We start from the raw sequence: 16,451 nt of genomic DNA on the forward strand, positions 1-16,451 counted from the left end.
CCTAGGCGACGGCTGTCGCGTTAGCCACTAGTTAGCAAGATGATTAACAAGACACCCATGCTAAGCGCTTGCGCTGCGGTGGGTGTCTTTGCAATTCATTAGCCTGTTAATAAAGTTCAGCGTTTCTAAATCTACTTTAAATAGAGTAGGGTGGGTGTCTTCCTAATTTCAATGACACAGGGAATGCCTGAGCTTTCCCTGTTTCAAACGAAGTTTGTTTCCACCCAGAACTCCGTATTACTTCGATTCGTTAAATAGCTCGCGGCCTATAAGCATTCGGCGAATTTCAGACGTTCCTGCGCCAATTTCATAAAGCTTGGCATCACGTAATAAGCGTCCCGTCGGGTATTCGTTGATGTAGCCATTACCACCAAGTAGCTGAATGGCATCTAATGCCATTTTGGTTGCCAGTTCCGCTGAGTAAAGAATAGCGCCAGCAGCATCTTTTCGCGTTGTTTCACCGCGATCGCATGATTGTGCAACGGTGTAGACATACGCGCGTGCGGCATTCATTTGCGTGTACATGTCAGCTACTTTGCCTTGTACTAGCTGGAATTGACCAATTGATTGACCAAACTGCTGACGGTCGTGAATGTAAGGTACTACGATATCCATGCACGACTGCATAATGCCTAGCGGGCCACCTGATAAAACAAGGCGCTCGTAATCTAGGCCACTCATAAGTACGCGAACACCTTCGCCTTCTTTGCCAAGAATGTTCTCAGCTGGTACTTCGCAATCTTCGAAAACTAATTCACAGGTATTAGAAGAGCGCATACCTAGTTTGTCGAGTTTCTGTGCGCGGCTAAAGCCAGGGAAATCGCGCTCTACGATAAACGCTGTGATCCCTCTTGGCCCTGCGTTAGGGTCGGTCTTAGCGTAGATAACAAATGTATGTGCATCAGGACCGTTCGTGATCCACATCTTATTGCCGTTTAGGATGTATTTGTTGCCGCGTTTTTCAGCTTTTAACTTCATACTAACAACGTCTGAACCTGCATTGGGTTCACTCATTGCCAGTGCACCAATATGTTCACCGCTTACTAACTTAGGTAGATACTTTTCACGCTGGGCATCATTACCGTTTTTAAAGATCTGGTTAACACAAAGGTTCGAATGCGCGCCATAGCTCAAACCGATACCACCTGACGCGCGGCTAACTTCTTCCATTGCGATAGTATGCGCAAGGTAGCCCATATCAGAGCCACCATATTGCTCTGAAACAGTAACGCCCAATAGGCCCATATCACCAAGTTTTGTCCACAATTGGTTTGGGAATTGGTTGTCTGCGTCTGCTTGTTCAGCAAGAGGAGCAATCTCATTTTGTGCAAATTGATAGACCTGATCACGTAACATCTCGATGTCTTCGCCAAGTCCAAAATTTAAAGTAGGGTAGGAGGTGTTCATGCGATATTTCCTCGTTTGAGTTCTGCGAGTTCTTCACGGCAACGTGCTTCAACATCATCCAGTTCAGTCATTAACATCTGGATGTCTTCTAGCTGCTGTTTAAGCACCGCTCTTTTCTGTTCAGTCATTTCGAGCATGGCTTCTAACTGAATAGCCGAATTGGGGTTGGTGTCGTACATGTCGAACAGTGTTTTGACTTCAGCAAGGGAAAATCCTAGTCGTTTTCCTCGCAAGATCAGCTTTAAGCGCACTCTATCTTTGTTCAGATAAACGCGATTTTGTCCCGTTCTTGACGGTGACATTAGGCCTTGTTCTTCGTAAAAACGAATTGAACGAGGAGTAATGTCAAACTCTCGAGCGAGTTCGCCTATTGCATATGTTGTTTCGTCGTCGTACTTGCTCATTACACGTACCTTGTATTTCAGCGCTGTTTAACACCCTTGTTTTGACGTGGGTGTCTTTGTAATTAAATTCTCTGTAGTAGGTTGGGTGTCATTGCAATAGCACTATCGTTTTAAGGTAGATGGTTTTATATACCGCTATATTAAAACGTAGTGTTTGGTTGACACATACTTAGTACAGGTTTACGTTAACGTTAATTACATTTTACGTTAAGGTAGAGTAACATTTTGCTAACGTCAATTTTTCATGGTGAAGGCAAGACGTTGTAGCTGTTAGGGGTGTTTACTTTTGTATACATCTACGTAGATTTCTTCACTTAACTCTATAATTTATATGAATTTTAAGGGCACGGTTATGAGTAACGAATCAGTAGTTATTGTCGCGGCTAAGCGCACACCAATGGGTGGTTTCAACGGTAATTTATCTTCGCTTGCTGCGACCAAACTTGGAGAAGTTGCGATTAAAGCAGCCTGTGAAGAGATGGATGTCTCTGTAATTGATGAAGTCATCATGGGGTGTGTATTACCTGCTGGTCTTGGTCAATCTCCAGCGCGACAAGCGTCACTGGGGGCGGGGCTTCCGCTAAGTGCAGGTGTGACAACTATCAACAAAGTATGCGGGTCGGGCTTAAAAGCGGTAATGATGGCGCACGACTTAATTAAAGCAGGCAGTGCGACAACAGTCGTGGCAGGCGGAATGGAAAGCATGAGTAATGCGCCATATATGTTGCCTAAAGCTAGAACTGGATATCGTATGGGTCATGGTCAAGTGCTTGACCATATGATGTTAGACGGTCTGGAAAATGCCTATGACGGCAAAGCAATGGGCTGCTTCGCACAGGATACTGCTGATGAAGAAAATATTTCTCGCGGTGAAATGGATGAGTTTGCTCTAAGCTCGCTTTCCAAGGCACATGAAGCAATAAACAGCGGAACTTTCGTCGATGAAATAGTACCCGTGACAGTCTCTTCTCGTAAGAACGATACCGTTGTTGATACCGATGAAGGCCCAGGTTCCGCTCGCCCAGAAAAAATTCCAACACTAAGACCGGCTTTCAAAAAAGACGGTACAGTCACGGCTGCTAACTCAAGCTCAATCTCTGATGGTGCAGCGGCACTGGTTGTAATGAGCGAAAGCAAAGCAAATGAACTTGGTCTAGCACCGCTTGCGCGCGTGGTTGCTCACGCTACAAATTCTATTGAACCTGAAAACTTCACCGTTGCGCCTGTTGGCGCTATGGAAAAAGTGCTGGATAAAGCAGGTTGGACGAAAGAAGAAGTCGATCTTTTCGAAATTAACGAAGCCTTCGCCATGGTAACCATGTTGGCTGTCAAGAAGCTTGGATTAGATGAAAGTAAAGTAAACGTAAAAGGCGGCGCTTGTGCATTGGGTCACCCAATTGGAGCCTCTGGTGCACGCATTTTGGTAACACTACTTCACGCGCTTAAGCAACGCGGTGGTCGCAAAGGTATCGCATCTTTATGTATTGGTGGTGGTGAGGGTGTAGCGCTTGCCGTTGAAATGCTCTAAGCCGCTATAGCTATAGATGGCAAATATGTAAAATATTTAATCACGGAGCCTAATCACATTGATTTCGCTCTGTGGTTCAATATAAAGAAAAATACAAAAGCATGAAGACAGTGACTAACGTTATCAATTCTATAACCCTTGCGGTTGCCCTATCCACTATAACGCTTGTTACGAAAGTCCAAGCTGACTCATCGTTTTCAGTAAACTCGACTTACGTAGACACCCACGATAACAATGGCACTCACTACGAGGAATCACGTTCTTTATCGAGTACTGAAGACACCCACGATGACTTAACTCTGTCTGCGCTTCACGAAACTCAATCAACCGTTGATGTTTCTAACAACGCTGTTTCGGAAGACACCCACACTAACGAAGAAAAAAAGACTTCGGATGACACCCATGCCAACAGTGCCCACGCAAACAGTGAATCGTCAGCTATTTACCCCAAGAAAATAAGCCAGGTGCCTTATTCAGCGTTGGGTGTCTTGCCAACAAGCGAAGCTGATGAACAATTCAGCTACGGCGATGACCCATTACAAACGATTTATACTTGGCACGGACGTTCGTCTACGAACGAAATGTATGCTGATAAAGCGTTAATATTTATTCACGGTGGGTGTTGGCTTAATGCCTACGGTTACGAACATGCGAAAGGGATGTATCATGCTTTAGCAGAGCTTGGGATGGGTGTCTACGTAACAGAGTATCGGCGCGTAGGTGATGAAGGCGGTGGCTGGCCCGGTAGTTTAGACGACGTGACACAAGCAATAAGTACAGCCTTAAAACGAATAGAGAACGAAGGGCGCTACACTAACATTTACATTGCGGGGCATTCTGCTGGTGGGCACTTAGCTCTGCTTGCTGCGCAACGTCTTTCTTCGTCATCCTTGAGCCTATCGCGCGCAAACATAAAACGGATTATCGGGTTAGCGGCAATTACGGACATCCAGTCCTATGCCATGGGACATAACAGCTGCCAGTCGGCTACAGCGAAATTCATGAATGGAACGCCTGAAGATGTTCCAACCGCATATCAAAGGGCGACACCACGCCCAACCCATGGCAGTTTGCCAATTACACTACTCCAAGGCGATGCTGATAGTATAGTGCCAGCGCGCCACGCTGTATTATCTGGAACCAACCCAAAAATAATTAAAAATGGTGGCCATTTCGATTGGCTTCACCCTGAATCAACATCCTTTGATGCTTTACTTGAGGTTATTAGTGAACATGATGAATAAGGTTTTTTCAGCTGAACAACTTGATATTAAAGATCCACTCCGTGACAAGGCGCAGGCGTTTTCGCTTCCCGCTAATACGGTCTATTTAGACGGGAATTCGCTAGGACCTCTTCCTAAGGCTGCGAAACAGCGAGCTGACGAAGTTGTCAATGAACAGTGGGGAAAGGGGCTCATTACAAGCTGGAACAAGCATCAGTGGATCCATCTACCTCAAATAGTGGGTGATAAGATTGGCGGCCTGATTGGCGCTAAAAGTGGCCAAGTTATTTGTTGTGACTCCATTTCTATTAATCTGTTTAAAGTATTAAGTGCGGCGTTGAAAATGCACCCAAGTCGCAAGGTAATAGCGACGACCCGCGATAATTTTCCTACCGACATTTACATGGTGCAAGGCCTGCTTGACTTACTAGGCAGCGATTACAGTATTCGCTATGTTGACGAAGCATGTATTGGATCACAGCTAACTGATGATATTGCCGTACTGATGCTGACACAGGTAAATTTCAGAAGTGGCAACAAACTCGATATGCAAACCATTACCGAGCAAGCCCATCAAAAAGGCATTTTAACTTTGTGGGATTTAGCGCACAGTGCTGGAGCATTTCCTGTCAGCCTAGACGCATGTAATGTGGACTTTGCAGTCGGCTGTACCTACAAATATCTAAATGGCGGCCCTGGTGCGCCAGCGTTTATCTATGTCGCTAAACGACATCAAGCACAGTATCAACAACCTTTGTCTGGTTGGATGGGGCACAGCTCGCCTTTCTCATTTTCCCCTGATTACGCTGGCGACAATTCTGTGAAGCAAAACTTGTGCGGTACGCCAGGAATTATTGGAATGAGCATTTTAGATGCGGCATTAGACGTATTTGAAGATGTATCACTTAAAGCTATTGATGAAAAATCCAAAAAGCTACAGGCATTTTTCATCGCTGAAGCCAAGCGCGCAGGTCTTCTGGACAAATTTTCCATTGTAAGCCCCAATATTGATAATCGAGGTAGTCAGCTAGCTTTCGCTCACGACCACGCTTACGCCATTTGCCAAGCGTGGATCGCTGAGGGGGTGATTGCAGATTTCCGTGCACCAAATATTCTGCGAATAGGTTTTGCGCCATTGTATTTAAGTTTCGTCGATATTGAAAAAGCGGTGGCAAGCCTTACCAAAATTATGAATAAAAAGCGCTATGAAATCGATGAGTTTCAGCAAAGACAGAGCGTTACCTAGCTGAAAAGCGAGATTATCAGCTAAATAATTGCAATTTTTGAATTTACGCTTAATACTTCGCGGTTGTCATCGATATCTTCACATGTTTTGGGTGTGCAGTTGAAAAAAATAAAAAAATATCTGCTTTGTACCATGTTGTTTGTAGGAGCGAATTGTTATAGCGCGCTCCTACAAGCAGAAGCTGGTCAAAAGGCGGCATCTGAACAATCTAATAATGTAACGTACTGTATAGATCCTAACTGGGCGCCTTACGAAGCAATCAGAAACGGTATCCATGTGGGGGTTTCTGCTCAGTATATGCAACTGATTGCTGAACTATCTGAATTAACGTTTACCCTAGTGCCCACTGAGAGCTGGCAACAGAGCCTAGAGTACGTTCAGCAGGGGAAATGCCAAGTTATCCCCATGCTAAATACTTCAGACTATCGAAAGCAGTTCCTCGACTTTAGCGTGCCGTATTTTGAAGCGCCCAATGTACTGGTGGCTAAGTCTGGAATGCCAATGATACAAGGCTACGCTGGAGTGGGAAATCGAGTAGTAGGGATTGTTCAGGGTTATCGCCAAGTTGAATATATTTCACGACACTATCCGGGGTTACGTTTAAAGCTTATTCCGTCTGAAGAAGAAGGGCTAAAGCAGCTGGCGAATGATGAGTTTGATGTAATGGTGGGCTCATTAATGAGCGTGAATATGCACATCAATAATTTGAAGTTGAAAGACCTCAATATTGTTGGTTACGCCGAGCCCTTCGACTCATTAGCTTTTGGTGTGAACAAAACCTATGGCCACCTGGTGGACAAGCTTAACTTTGCCATTGAGCGTATCCCAGAAACGCGAAAGGTAGAAATTTATAAGCAGTGGAATAATGTCCAAGTTCGCTATAGTCGTAACTATGTCGTTATGGTTTTGAGCACCGCGATTGTCATTTTAGTTTTCTTGCTTTTTACTTTTAGAAATAGAAACGTTAGCGGCTACAAGCGTATTATTAACCAGAAAAACGAGGAAATAGGTGCGTTACAAGCAACCTTGTTAGAAAAGAACAAGACCCTTGCTTTCTTGTCTGCTCACGACACGGTAACGGGGCTATATAACCGCAACCATATGATCCAGCGTGCGGAAGAAGAAATCTCACGTTTCCATCGATTTCACACTACGGCTTCGTTAATTGTTATCGAACTAACCCCTGTAAGCGATGACAGAGATTCAATTGAGCCCTCGGCTAAAGAAGAGGCGCTAAAAGCCGTGGCAACGAATTGTCTAAATACCGTTCGAGAAGTCGATGTTGTTTCGCGTTTTAGCGGTGAACAGTTCATTATCTTGTGCCCTCAAACCGAGTTAAACGCAGCTAAAAACCTTGCAGACAGATTGTTAGACTGCATTTCTACCCATCACTCGCTTGTCGAGAGCTTTAAAACGGCCATGGGTTTATCTGAACTCAGGGAGTCTGAGGAATTCACAGAGTGGTTTGAACGCACCATGAAGGCACTGTACCAGTCAAAGCGCCAAGGGTATGGCAACGTAACTGTGGCACAGTAACTTCAGTGAACTAGTTAGGTCAAATTAAAGGGTCGTAGTGCCATTGGTGCGAATCGTAACGAATTTGCGCCCTGTCGTATTCTCGCTCAGAACGCCAGTTACGGTTATTAAGCTTCGCCGAGACCCCGGGATAAAGACGTTTGTTTGCGATAAGTTTTATATCTGATTGGTAGTTTTCTTTTGCTGCTTTGACGTCGTTGGCTTTGTTTTCAAGCCACTCCAGCAATGCGCTCTCATTGTTAAAAAGCTCTAACGCTTCAGCTACTTTACGTTGAAGCTCTTTAGGTACTTTCTTACCTTGAATAAGGTTAATCTTTTCTTTGTGTTTAAGATTGTTTTCGCGAATTTGCTTCAACAATTCATCTAAAGAGTCTTTGCGCTCTAACAATTGGTTAAAGCCTGGGCTAAAATCAACTTTCAACGTACTGCCAGATACAGCGCCTAAAGTGCCAGCTTCAACGCGATCTTGGCTGATAATGTCACAAGCAAATAGATTTCCCATGGGCTTATCAATTTGTCCAACTATGACTGCGCCGCCGCAACGCAGGCGACTATACGCCAACTGACGACCAACGGTAATATTACCGCTACATTGAATATCAATGCCTTGACCGTGTTGAACGTGGATACTGCCGGCTGCGACTAATTGGCATTGGAATTCACCTTGGGTATCGTTAACTTTACCCATCGCGCCTTCGGTAATGATGATGTCGCCGCCAGACTCGATATACGCCGACTCCACAAAGCCGTTAATGGTTACATCTCCAGCGGCCTTGATCTGCATTTTCTCTGTAACATCGCCGTTTACCAATACTGCACCTTCGTAATTCACGTGCCCAGAGCCAACGTTCACGCCGCTACAAATGAAGGTATCGTCAATGTTCATTATCTGGTCTCGGTATTTCGGCATACCAGAAATTGCAGACATTAATAAATTGGCGTCGCTGTCGGACACCACGGTGCCGCTGCCCATTTTAAAGTTAACCCATTCGCCCGCAACGGCTGGAATTTTATTCCCTTTGATATCGAAGCCAGAACGGCCCTGAGTTGGCTCGGTTCTTCTCAGCACAGGCGTGTTCACTTTAACGCAAATAACTTCGCCTAAATTACGCATGTCCACGCGCTCGCCATCACCCGTCTGGGGTTTTAACACCCTTTCAAGTGCGTTTGGTACCAGGGGAATAAACTTTGAGTTTTTGCCATTTCTAGCTGGTAGGCCCTTCGCGACAATTTGTTCTAGTACTGTGCCTGGAGGAGACTGCCTTGCTTGGGTAAGCATAGATTCAATGGTTTTGGTGCTTAAGCCACGAATGATTCTGTTTTTTACTGCTAGAGATTTAACGGTACTTAATGAGGGAAGTTTACCGCCATAGGGTGTGGTCAGAACAAGGTTCGCCTGCATCCCATCCTCGGGAATGCGAAATTCAATTTCAGCATTTTTGCGCTCGCCAATGCGTTCCTGAACGACAGTGCTATCACCCGTCTTAAAATAATGATTAGCTGTATCACAGGCCGACTTTAACGCTTTTTCAGAAACATACAGCCGCTTAGTTTCACCGCTCTCTAGTTGCTTTCTTATTTCCCTACTATCAACTTCTGACGTGAAATCAGAAGGATTTAACTGTAAGTTAATGTAGGTTCTTGATTTGTCGAAGCTTATTGTTACGCCATTCATAACTTCTTTGTTCCCTTGCGCACGTGTATTCTTTTTATCGGCGGCATCTATCGATTACTTGACGTTGACTTTTTCTCGGCCTGTCTATTTTTTTCATCTACTAATTTAAGGCGTTCTAAAACGCCCGTCAAAGGTTTTCGGCATATTGGTAAAGTGCGCGTAAAATGGCCTGCTTCTCAGGATTGTCGCTGTGTTCATGCGCCAGTGATTCCAACCGCATCATATAGTTTTCTAATGTGATTGAGCCGTGAAAAGCTGAATCAGTCAGGCGAGCTTGGCGATGATGCTGCCACCTGGTCATTTCATCTGCGGTCAGCGTATTAGGATAATTTCTAGCGCGGTATCGAAATAGCTGCTTTCTGAGCCCTTCGTGCTGTGTTTTTTCACTCAGAGTGGCTAAATCATCGGGCTGTGCTTCAATTACACGCTCACACCACCTTCTGTCTTCGTCATTAAGAAACCCACCACTATATAGCGCGTGATCTATATCCAGTTCACCACTTTGAATGTCGTCATCATAGACATCTACGATTTTAGTGGCCAGTTCGGGCATACTGGCAAGTACTTTGTAATTGTCTAAGCAGCGCTCGCGATCCAGTCCTAGTCGTGCGGCATTGTCTTCTGTCATTGCTTTAGCTGTGGTAATAAACGGTGAGCGGTTGACGTGAATGAGCTTAAGCCCGGGTCTTTCTAACGCATCGTCAAATGTATCTGACGGGGCATAAAGCGCCTGTCTAATCTCTTCTGGTGTGTCATTCACTAAACTGTCAATGTCATGCGATAAATCGATAGCGATAAATGCGTTGCTGTTGGTTGGGTGCTTTGCCACAGGCATAACCCAAGTGCAACAGCCTTGAGAGGCAGGGAGTTTAGACGAGATATGAAGCAATACCGATGATTTAGTGAGATCAATTTGCTGCATAACCGTGTGTTTATTGCGTAACGACAGCGCATAATCGAAAAGGCGAGGCTGCTTTTCTTTTATCAGTTTAGCAAGCGCTATTGTGGCGTAGACGTCACTCAAAGCATCGTGAGCGTTTTCGTGGCCTATATTATTAGCAGCAGTTAACGCCTCAAGTTTAAAGCTTGGTGCACCATCTTCTCGGCGTGGCCAATTAATACCATCGGGTCTCAGCGCATAGCACGCTCGCGCTAAATCGATTATATCCCAACGGCTATTGCCATTTCGCCATTCACGTGAATATGGGTCGTAAAAGTTTCTATAAAACAGGTAGCGGGAAACTTCATCGTCGAATCGGATACTGTTAAAGCCCACACTACAGGTATTTGGCGTCGACATTTCCTGATAAATTCGCGCGGCGAAATCAGCTTCGTTAGAACCGTCGCGAATGGTTTGCTGCGGTGTTATGCCGGTCACCAAACACGCTTCTGGATGTGGTAAATAATCATTCGCAATGGCGCTCATGATATTTATGGGTTTACCAATCACATTTAAATCCATATCAGTTCTTACTGCAGCGAATTGGCAGGGGAGATCTTTTTGTGGGCTGGTGCCAAAGGTTTCAAAATCGTGCCACAAAAATGTAGGTGCGTGCATAACCACTATTGCGATGTTAGAGAAATATTGATGGCAGTGTACACCGCGAGAAATTGAATACCAAATGCTGGCGTTAATATGAACAGTGATTTACTTGTTCGCCATCGGCAAGACTTAGAAAAACGCGTTAATCATTGTCTTTTTTTGAGTATTTTGCGTTTTGATGTATCACGCGAAACTTGCGCACTAACAAAATGATGACTAGCTTTAAGTTATCAAAATTTATACGGATATTGCCTGTTTGTCGTTCCTTAAATCCAGTTCATCCATCAGTGAAGCTAAGAGTACTTTAGGCTTAGCGTTAGTACTTGCAACAGTGCTTGTTGTACTTGTTGTTGGTTTGTTCGAAAGTAATATCAAAGCGACGGCTGAATCTCAAACTTTCACGGCATTAGAAGAGAGTGCCGCCAGTGCTGAAAATGCTGCAAACTCTCAGGTGAGAAAGTATATCAATGCGCTTAACTTTCTACATCAGACACCACCTATAAGCGGCATCGTCCGCGCGACTGAAAATGAAAATCAAGACCCCAAAGACGGTACGACGTTGGAACAGTGGAAGCAGCGACTAGAAACGATTTTCGTTGCTTTTATCGAAAATAACGAAGAAGTGGATCAATTAAGGATCATTCAAGCCAATGAGGATGGAAGTGAGTTTATTCGGGTGGAAAGAAACGGGGGAAGTGTTTTAGTAGTTAAGGACAACGATTTACAACCTAAAGCAGCGAGAAGTTACTTCATAGAGAGTGTTAAGCGCAATAAGGGCGAGTTTTATATTTCAGATATCAATTTGAATCGTGAATATGGGAAGCTCGAGTTTCCTTATAAAAGCGTTATTCGCCTTTCTCTTCCAATCTTCAGCAGCTCTGGTGAGCGTTATGGTTTTATAATCATGAATGTAAACGCCCAGTTTCTACTGTCGCAAATGGAACAAACGCTTGTCGGCAATCAATTGCTATTTGTTACCGACAGTGAAGGCTTTTTTGTCAGTCATCCAGACAGTGATAAGTCCTTCTCCAGAGATTTAAATCCTATGGTGAATTGGGCGAGCGAGTTCGAAAGCCCTTCGAAAATAGGCAGGGCTAAAATTAAACAGACCGCACAGACAAACTCATCTTTGTATACGGTCACTCGTGCTTTTACGATAAATGGAAATCAGCAAACCGCCCCGTTTTTTCTTCATACGGCATTGTCTCAGTCAGAAGTGGCAGCCCTTATCAATGAGAAGAGGATTAGCGTTTACAGTGTAATTGGGGTAGTTACGCTAATTTTTGTAAGCGTTTTACTCTTCGTACACCGAAGTAACAGTAAAAACATTGAGCTGGCTAAGGTGCGCGGTGAGTCCGTTGCTATTATCGCTATATCTAAAGATGCGATTTTTAGCGTAGATTCTGCTGGCGTGGTGAAAAGTTGGAATATGGCAGCCGAGTCACTTTTTGGGATCCCAAGCCAGCTTATTTTAAATCATCACTATTCGTCATTTGAGCAGCTTTCTCTATTAGGGCTTGAATCGGTTCTCACCAAAGGCGGAAAGCAAAGTACCTTTACAACCCCTTACACCGATGACGAAAAAGAAGAGCACACGCTACTTATAACCGCATCTACCATTTGGGGTGAACAATCACAGTTTTCAGGTGTTGCTGTTGTAATTAGAGATGTGACTGACGAACGAAAGGCAAAAGACGCGATAGAAAGGGTAAACCTGAAGCTTGAAGAAAAAGTGGTAAGCAGGACGAAAGAACTTGTTGAAGCGACGCAAGAGGCGCGAAAAGCGAGCAAAGTGAAAAGCTCTTTTATTTCCAATATTAGCCATGAAATGAGAACACCGTTAAACGGGGTAGTTGGCTCCTTGGCGCTACTTAAGCGTCAGCCCCTTAATGAAAAAGCTGAACAGCTTGTTTCCATGATGGAAATTAGCTGCAACAATCTCAGTGTGCTGATTAACGACGTTCTCGACTTGTCTAAAATTGAAGCGGGCAATCTTGATATTAATAATCAATATTTTGATCCGCTTGCACTTATCGAGTCTATCGCCAAGGTCTTTGCCGTTAAGGCAGCTTCTAAAGGACTACAGCTTCTTGTTGATACAACAGGTCTTCCCCCGGTGGAAATAAACTCAGATCCACACAGAATCAACCAAATTCTTAGTAATTTATTGAACAATGCTATTAAATTCACTGAAGAAGGGCATATAAAGCTACAAGCATCGTTAAGTGATGTAGATGCGGGGACACAACAGCTTCATTTCAGCGTATGTGACACGGGCGTAGGGATAGCACAAGAAAATCAGCCCAAACTGTTTACCGCGTTTACGCAGGCTGATGCATCTGTTGCTACCCAATACGGAGGTACCGGACTTGGCTTGTCTATCTGCAAGCAATTGAGCCAGCTTATGGGAGGAGACATTACGTTCAATTCTGAAGTTGACATAGGCAGCACCTTCTCATTTTTCGTTACGCTTCCTGAAACAACGTACGACAGCGCGTTCGAGCATAAAATGGCGGTGGAAAACGAAAGTATGCTGCTTAATGGGATCACAATTGGTGTTTCTGCAAGTTATCCACCTTTAGAGGAAAACATCTGTTGTTTAGCCTTACACGTCGGTGCAGAGCCGCAAGTATTAGGTAAGCATTCTGAGTTAGGAACAGTACCTTGGACGCAATTAAATGCCATTATTGTGGACGAGGCCAGTTCACTCATTCGTGAGCTAGATGATATATGGCAGGCACAAGCTGCAACTAAAGACGCTGGTACGTTACCTGTGGTTTATATTCTTCAAAAACTAGAAGGGACACCTTTCCACTTTAATCACCTTGTGCCGCTTTACTTGCCAAAGCCATTATTCAGGTCGAGTTTTGCAATTGTCCAACAAGGGTTAGACGCTGCGCTGTCGGGATATACATTAAACCAGTCAGATATCTCATCAGGTAAAGGGAAAGCTGAGGACATCTCAAACGATGAAGGGGCAGCAGACGATACTGAGCAGCAATTGTCTATTGAGAATGCCAACTTATTGATAGTTGATGACAATATGATCAATCGCGAGGTGGCGAAGGGAGTGCTGGAAAGTTTACCTGTTAAATTGTTTACCTGCAGCGATGGTGAGGAAGTCGTGGCGTTCTTGACGAAATGTGAAAGCAAAGGCCGCAGAATTCACAGCATATTGATGGATTGCCAGATGCCTAATATGAATGGTTATGACGCTACCCGAGCCATACGAGAAGGTAAGGCAGGAGCGATGCACAAAGATGTACCTATAATTGCCATGACAGCCAATGCCATGCTCGGCGAAAAAGAGAAATGTTTAGAGGCAGGTATGGACGACTTTGCGACAAAGCCTGTCATGGCCGATGTACTTATTCCTAAAGTGAAACAATGGATAGTGCATCAAATAACGGCATTAGCAAGTGCAGAGCTTAACGATACTGATACGAGGTCAGGTACCGGAATTACTGCCAGCGAACCTCCACTGGTTGACAGTTTGTTGAGTGCCATCTCAAAAGAAATGGACTGCGACACGCTATCGCATTCAAGAACAGAGGCTCAGTCAAGTAAAGAGTCTGAAGTAGAAATAGCCCCCACGTTAAAAAACGCGAAAATAGCTAATGATATCGCCGCTCGCGAGGGCTCGGAGAAGGAGGCTGAAATTGATAACGTCAATCAAACTCAAGCTTATGAAAACAATTCAGAGGGGCTTGATGGATGTTGGGAAAAAGACGATGCCATTGCTCGGATAATGGGCGATAAAGCGCTATTTTCCCGTGTCTGCGACCTGTATTCCAGAAGCGCGCCTGACAAGCTTAAATTACTGCAGCAGGCTATTGATAGTCGAGACTTCGAAAAGGTTCAGGTGCTTTCATTGAAGCTCAAAGGTATGTCTGCAGATATTGGTGCCGTACAGTTACAACGAGACTTTGAGAGCTTATGGGAATTGTCAAAGGCGAAAAAGTGGGAAGACGCTGAAGCGCTACTCCCTTCCATCACCGATGATCTTAATACTTTCTTAGAGATCCTTGAGGTAGCCTAGCCTACCTAAGCTAATTGTGTCATCTTACGTCTAAGGTCGCGTAAAAATCGCATCAACAGAGCGCGTTGAATTGATTCTAGAAATCTGTACTCAAACCATCTCCCAGATTATGCGCGCACGTAAAAAGTAGCTATTAGGAGTAAAGCTTTTGAACCCATCTCGTATTTTTCGCCAGCCGAATAAAGTTCGACATGCACTGTATGCAATAGGCGCGCTTGCTGCAACGTTTGCCATTACGAGTGTTCCCGCATTAGCGGATGATTCCAAACAATTAGGAAAAACACCCGTAGCTATCGCTATTCATGGCGGAGCAGGAACCATTTTAAAATCATCGATGACGCCAGAAAAAGAAGCGGACTATAAAAGCGTATTAACCCAAGCGGTGCAGCATGGCTACGCCTTGTTGCAGAAAGGCGAAAAAGGTGAAGTGGCGGTAGTAGAAACCATCAAAATTCTTGAAAGCTCGCCGTTATTTAATGCTGGCATCGGTGCGGTATATACCTTCGACGGTGAGCACGAGCTTGATGCGTCGATAATGCACGGCGGCAGTAAAAATGCAGGTGCTGTTGCGGGGGTGAAAACAATAAGAAGCCCAATAGAGGCTGCGTTATTGGTAATGAATGAATCTCCACACGTTATGCTTTCAGGGAGAGGCGCTGAAGATTACGCAAAAGAAAACGGCCTTGAACAGGTAGACAACACCGTTTTTGATACCGAGTTTCGCAAGCAAGCTTTAGATAAAGCGAAAGCACGTATGCAGCAGGTATCGAGTGGTTACGGTTCGCAGCAAGGCAATGAGCGCTTTGGCACTGTTGGAGCCGTAGTATTGGATCAAGGAGGCAACATTGTCGCGGGAACATCCACTGGCGGAATGACGGCTAAACGGTATGGACGTATTGGAGACTCGCCTGTTATTGGAGCGGGTACCTATGCTGACAATGAAAGCTGCGCGGTATCGGCCACAGGACATGGTGAATATTTTATTCGATACAACGTGGCAGCAGATATTTGTGCGCGAATGAAGTACCAGGGTTTAACGTTAAATGACGCTGCGAACACTGTAGTTAACGACGTACTTGTAAACGCCGGTGGCGATGGCGGTGTGATTGCTATTGACGCTAAAGGTAACGTCGCTATGCCTTTCAATTCTGCGGGGATGTACCGCGCTAGTGTTGACATAAATGGTAAAGTTAAAGTGGCAATTTACAAGGACTGATCACTGAAAAACTATTTGTTATTTTAATGTTAAATGTGCTGGCTTGTATGCAACGAAACGTCTAATCTTAAAGTGTGGGGGAAAATTGCTTTCACATGTGGTTAAAAATAATTGAAGTGCCGTAACGCCAATTAAGTCGCAGTATCGGTCACATTAGGCGCCACGGCTGGAGAATTGAAAATGGAATCGTTGCAAGTCAGTGATTATATGAATACTCACCCAGTGAAGCTTAATGTCGATATGCCCGTTGCGCAGGCTGTCAAAGTGTTATTAGCCAGTGGGCAGAGTGGTGGTCCGGTACTCGATAGCAAAGGCAGAGTGGTGGGCTTTTTGTCTGAGCAAGACTGTATCGCTCAAATGATTGCGTCAAGCTACTATCGCGAACAAATTTGTAGAGTAGGGGAAATCATGAAAACCCCTGTGATTTCTATCAAACCTTATATGTCGGTAATAGAGTTAGCGCAGTTGCTGTTAAAGGAAAAGCCGAGAGTTTACCCCATTGTTGATGATGACGGGGTACTGTTAGGCTCAATTAATCGAACGGCAGTGCTACGGGCTATTGATGTTCAATTAAATGATGGATACCAGCGCGCGGGCTAGGCTAACGCACTGTAATTTAGCTTGGTAGGATTTA

At 44.6% G+C, this 16,451-nt stretch carries 11 protein-coding genes; 7 read left to right on the top strand and 4 right to left on the bottom strand.

From position 1 onward, the window contains the following. Positions 1-237 precede the first annotated feature (237 nt). Both BIZ39_RS04390 and BIZ39_RS04395 read right to left on the bottom strand, forming a co-directional pair. Entirely contained in the window at positions 238-1,407 is a 1,170-nt protein-coding gene (locus tag BIZ39_RS04390) for an isovaleryl-CoA dehydrogenase (RefSeq protein WP_049586522.1), read from the bottom strand. Continuing rightward, entirely contained in the window at positions 1,404-1,811 is a 408-nt protein-coding gene (locus BIZ39_RS04395) for a MerR family transcriptional regulator (protein ID WP_014949161.1), read from the bottom strand. Before BIZ39_RS04395 ends, BIZ39_RS04390 begins: the two co-directional genes overlap by 4 nt. A 352-nt stretch (positions 1,812-2,163) precedes the next feature. Between BIZ39_RS04395 and BIZ39_RS04400 the strand changes: the two genes are divergently transcribed. From BIZ39_RS04400 to BIZ39_RS04415, 4 genes are all read left to right on the top strand, one after another. After that, positions 2,164-3,339 carry a thiolase family protein gene (locus BIZ39_RS04400; protein WP_187446443.1) on the top strand — a complete coding sequence of 392 codons (1,176 nt, stop codon included), beginning with the start codon at positions 2,164-2,166 and terminating at the stop codon, positions 3,337-3,339. Positions 3,340-3,440: 101 nt separating this feature from the next. Then, complete coding sequence (locus BIZ39_RS04405; protein WP_187446444.1) at positions 3,441-4,583, top strand: alpha/beta hydrolase family protein; 1,143 nt, start codon at positions 3,441-3,443, stop codon at positions 4,581-4,583. Continuing rightward, the gene (kynU, locus tag BIZ39_RS04410) at positions 4,573-5,808 is read left to right on the top strand and encodes a kynureninase (protein ID WP_187446445.1); all 1,236 of its coding nucleotides are present in this window, start codon (positions 4,573-4,575) and stop codon (positions 5,806-5,808) included. Before BIZ39_RS04405 ends, kynU begins: the two co-directional genes overlap by 11 nt. 132 nt (positions 5,809-5,940) lie before the next feature. Then, entirely contained in the window at positions 5,941-7,344 is a 1,404-nt protein-coding gene (locus tag BIZ39_RS04415) for a diguanylate cyclase (RefSeq protein WP_187446458.1), read from the top strand. 19 nt (positions 7,345-7,363) lie between these two features. Here BIZ39_RS04415 and BIZ39_RS04420 read toward each other — a convergent pair whose 3' ends face one another. Continuing rightward, complete coding sequence (locus BIZ39_RS04420) at positions 7,364-9,019, bottom strand: FapA family protein (RefSeq protein ID WP_014976276.1); 1,656 nt, start codon at positions 9,017-9,019, stop codon at positions 7,364-7,366. A 127-nt stretch (positions 9,020-9,146) separates the two neighbouring features. Further along, positions 9,147-10,577 carry an exodeoxyribonuclease I gene (gene sbcB / locus BIZ39_RS04425; protein ID WP_187446446.1) on the bottom strand — a complete coding sequence of 477 codons (1,431 nt, stop codon included), beginning with the start codon at positions 10,575-10,577 and terminating at the stop codon, positions 9,147-9,149. A gap of 241 nt (positions 10,578-10,818) precedes the next feature. On the opposite strand from sbcB, the gene BIZ39_RS04430 reads away from it, so the two are divergent. The 3 genes from BIZ39_RS04430 (at position 10,819) to BIZ39_RS04440 (ending at position 16,417) form a co-directional block, all read left to right on the top strand. After that, positions 10,819-14,601, top strand: coding sequence for an ATP-binding protein (locus BIZ39_RS04430; RefSeq protein ID WP_187446447.1), 3,783 nt, complete (start codon positions 10,819-10,821; stop codon positions 14,599-14,601). A gap of 148 nt (positions 14,602-14,749) precedes the next feature. Beyond that, a complete protein-coding gene (locus BIZ39_RS04435) occupies positions 14,750-15,817 on the top strand; it encodes an isoaspartyl peptidase/L-asparaginase family protein (protein ID WP_262385707.1) in 1,068 nt (355 codons plus the stop codon). 180 nt (positions 15,818-15,997) lie between these two features. Further along, on the top strand, positions 15,998-16,417 hold the full coding sequence (locus BIZ39_RS04440) for a CBS domain-containing protein (protein WP_187446448.1): 420 nt from the start codon (positions 15,998-16,000) through the stop codon (positions 16,415-16,417). Positions 16,418-16,451 lie beyond the last annotated feature (34 nt).

This window comes from Alteromonas sp. BZK5, from assembly GCF_014349115.1.
Taxonomy (GTDB): Bacteria; Pseudomonadota; Gammaproteobacteria; order Enterobacterales; family Alteromonadaceae; genus Alteromonas; species Alteromonas macleodii.

Bases quoted from the DNA above. Each gene is read 5' to 3' on its own strand.
- BIZ39_RS04390 (WP_049586522.1), bottom strand. From the start codon at position 1,407: ATGAACACCTCCTACCCTACTTTAAATTTTGGACTTGGCGAAGACATC.
- BIZ39_RS04395 (WP_014949161.1), bottom strand. From the start codon at position 1,811: ATGAGCAAGTACGACGACGAAACAACATATGCAATAGGCGAACTCGCT.
- BIZ39_RS04400 (WP_187446443.1), top strand. From the start codon at position 2,164: ATGAGTAACGAATCAGTAGTTATTGTCGCGGCTAAGCGCACACCAATG.
- BIZ39_RS04405 (WP_187446444.1), top strand. From the start codon at position 3,441: ATGAAGACAGTGACTAACGTTATCAATTCTATAACCCTTGCGGTTGCC.
- kynU (WP_187446445.1), top strand. From the start codon at position 4,573: ATGATGAATAAGGTTTTTTCAGCTGAACAACTTGATATTAAAGATCCA.
- BIZ39_RS04415 (WP_187446458.1), top strand. From the start codon at position 5,941: ATGTTGTTTGTAGGAGCGAATTGTTATAGCGCGCTCCTACAAGCAGAA.
- BIZ39_RS04420 (WP_014976276.1), bottom strand. From the start codon at position 9,019: ATGAATGGCGTAACAATAAGCTTCGACAAATCAAGAACCTACATTAAC.
- sbcB (WP_187446446.1), bottom strand. From the start codon at position 10,577: ATGCACGCACCTACATTTTTGTGGCACGATTTTGAAACCTTTGGCACC.
- BIZ39_RS04440 (WP_187446448.1), top strand. From the start codon at position 15,998: ATGGAATCGTTGCAAGTCAGTGATTATATGAATACTCACCCAGTGAAG.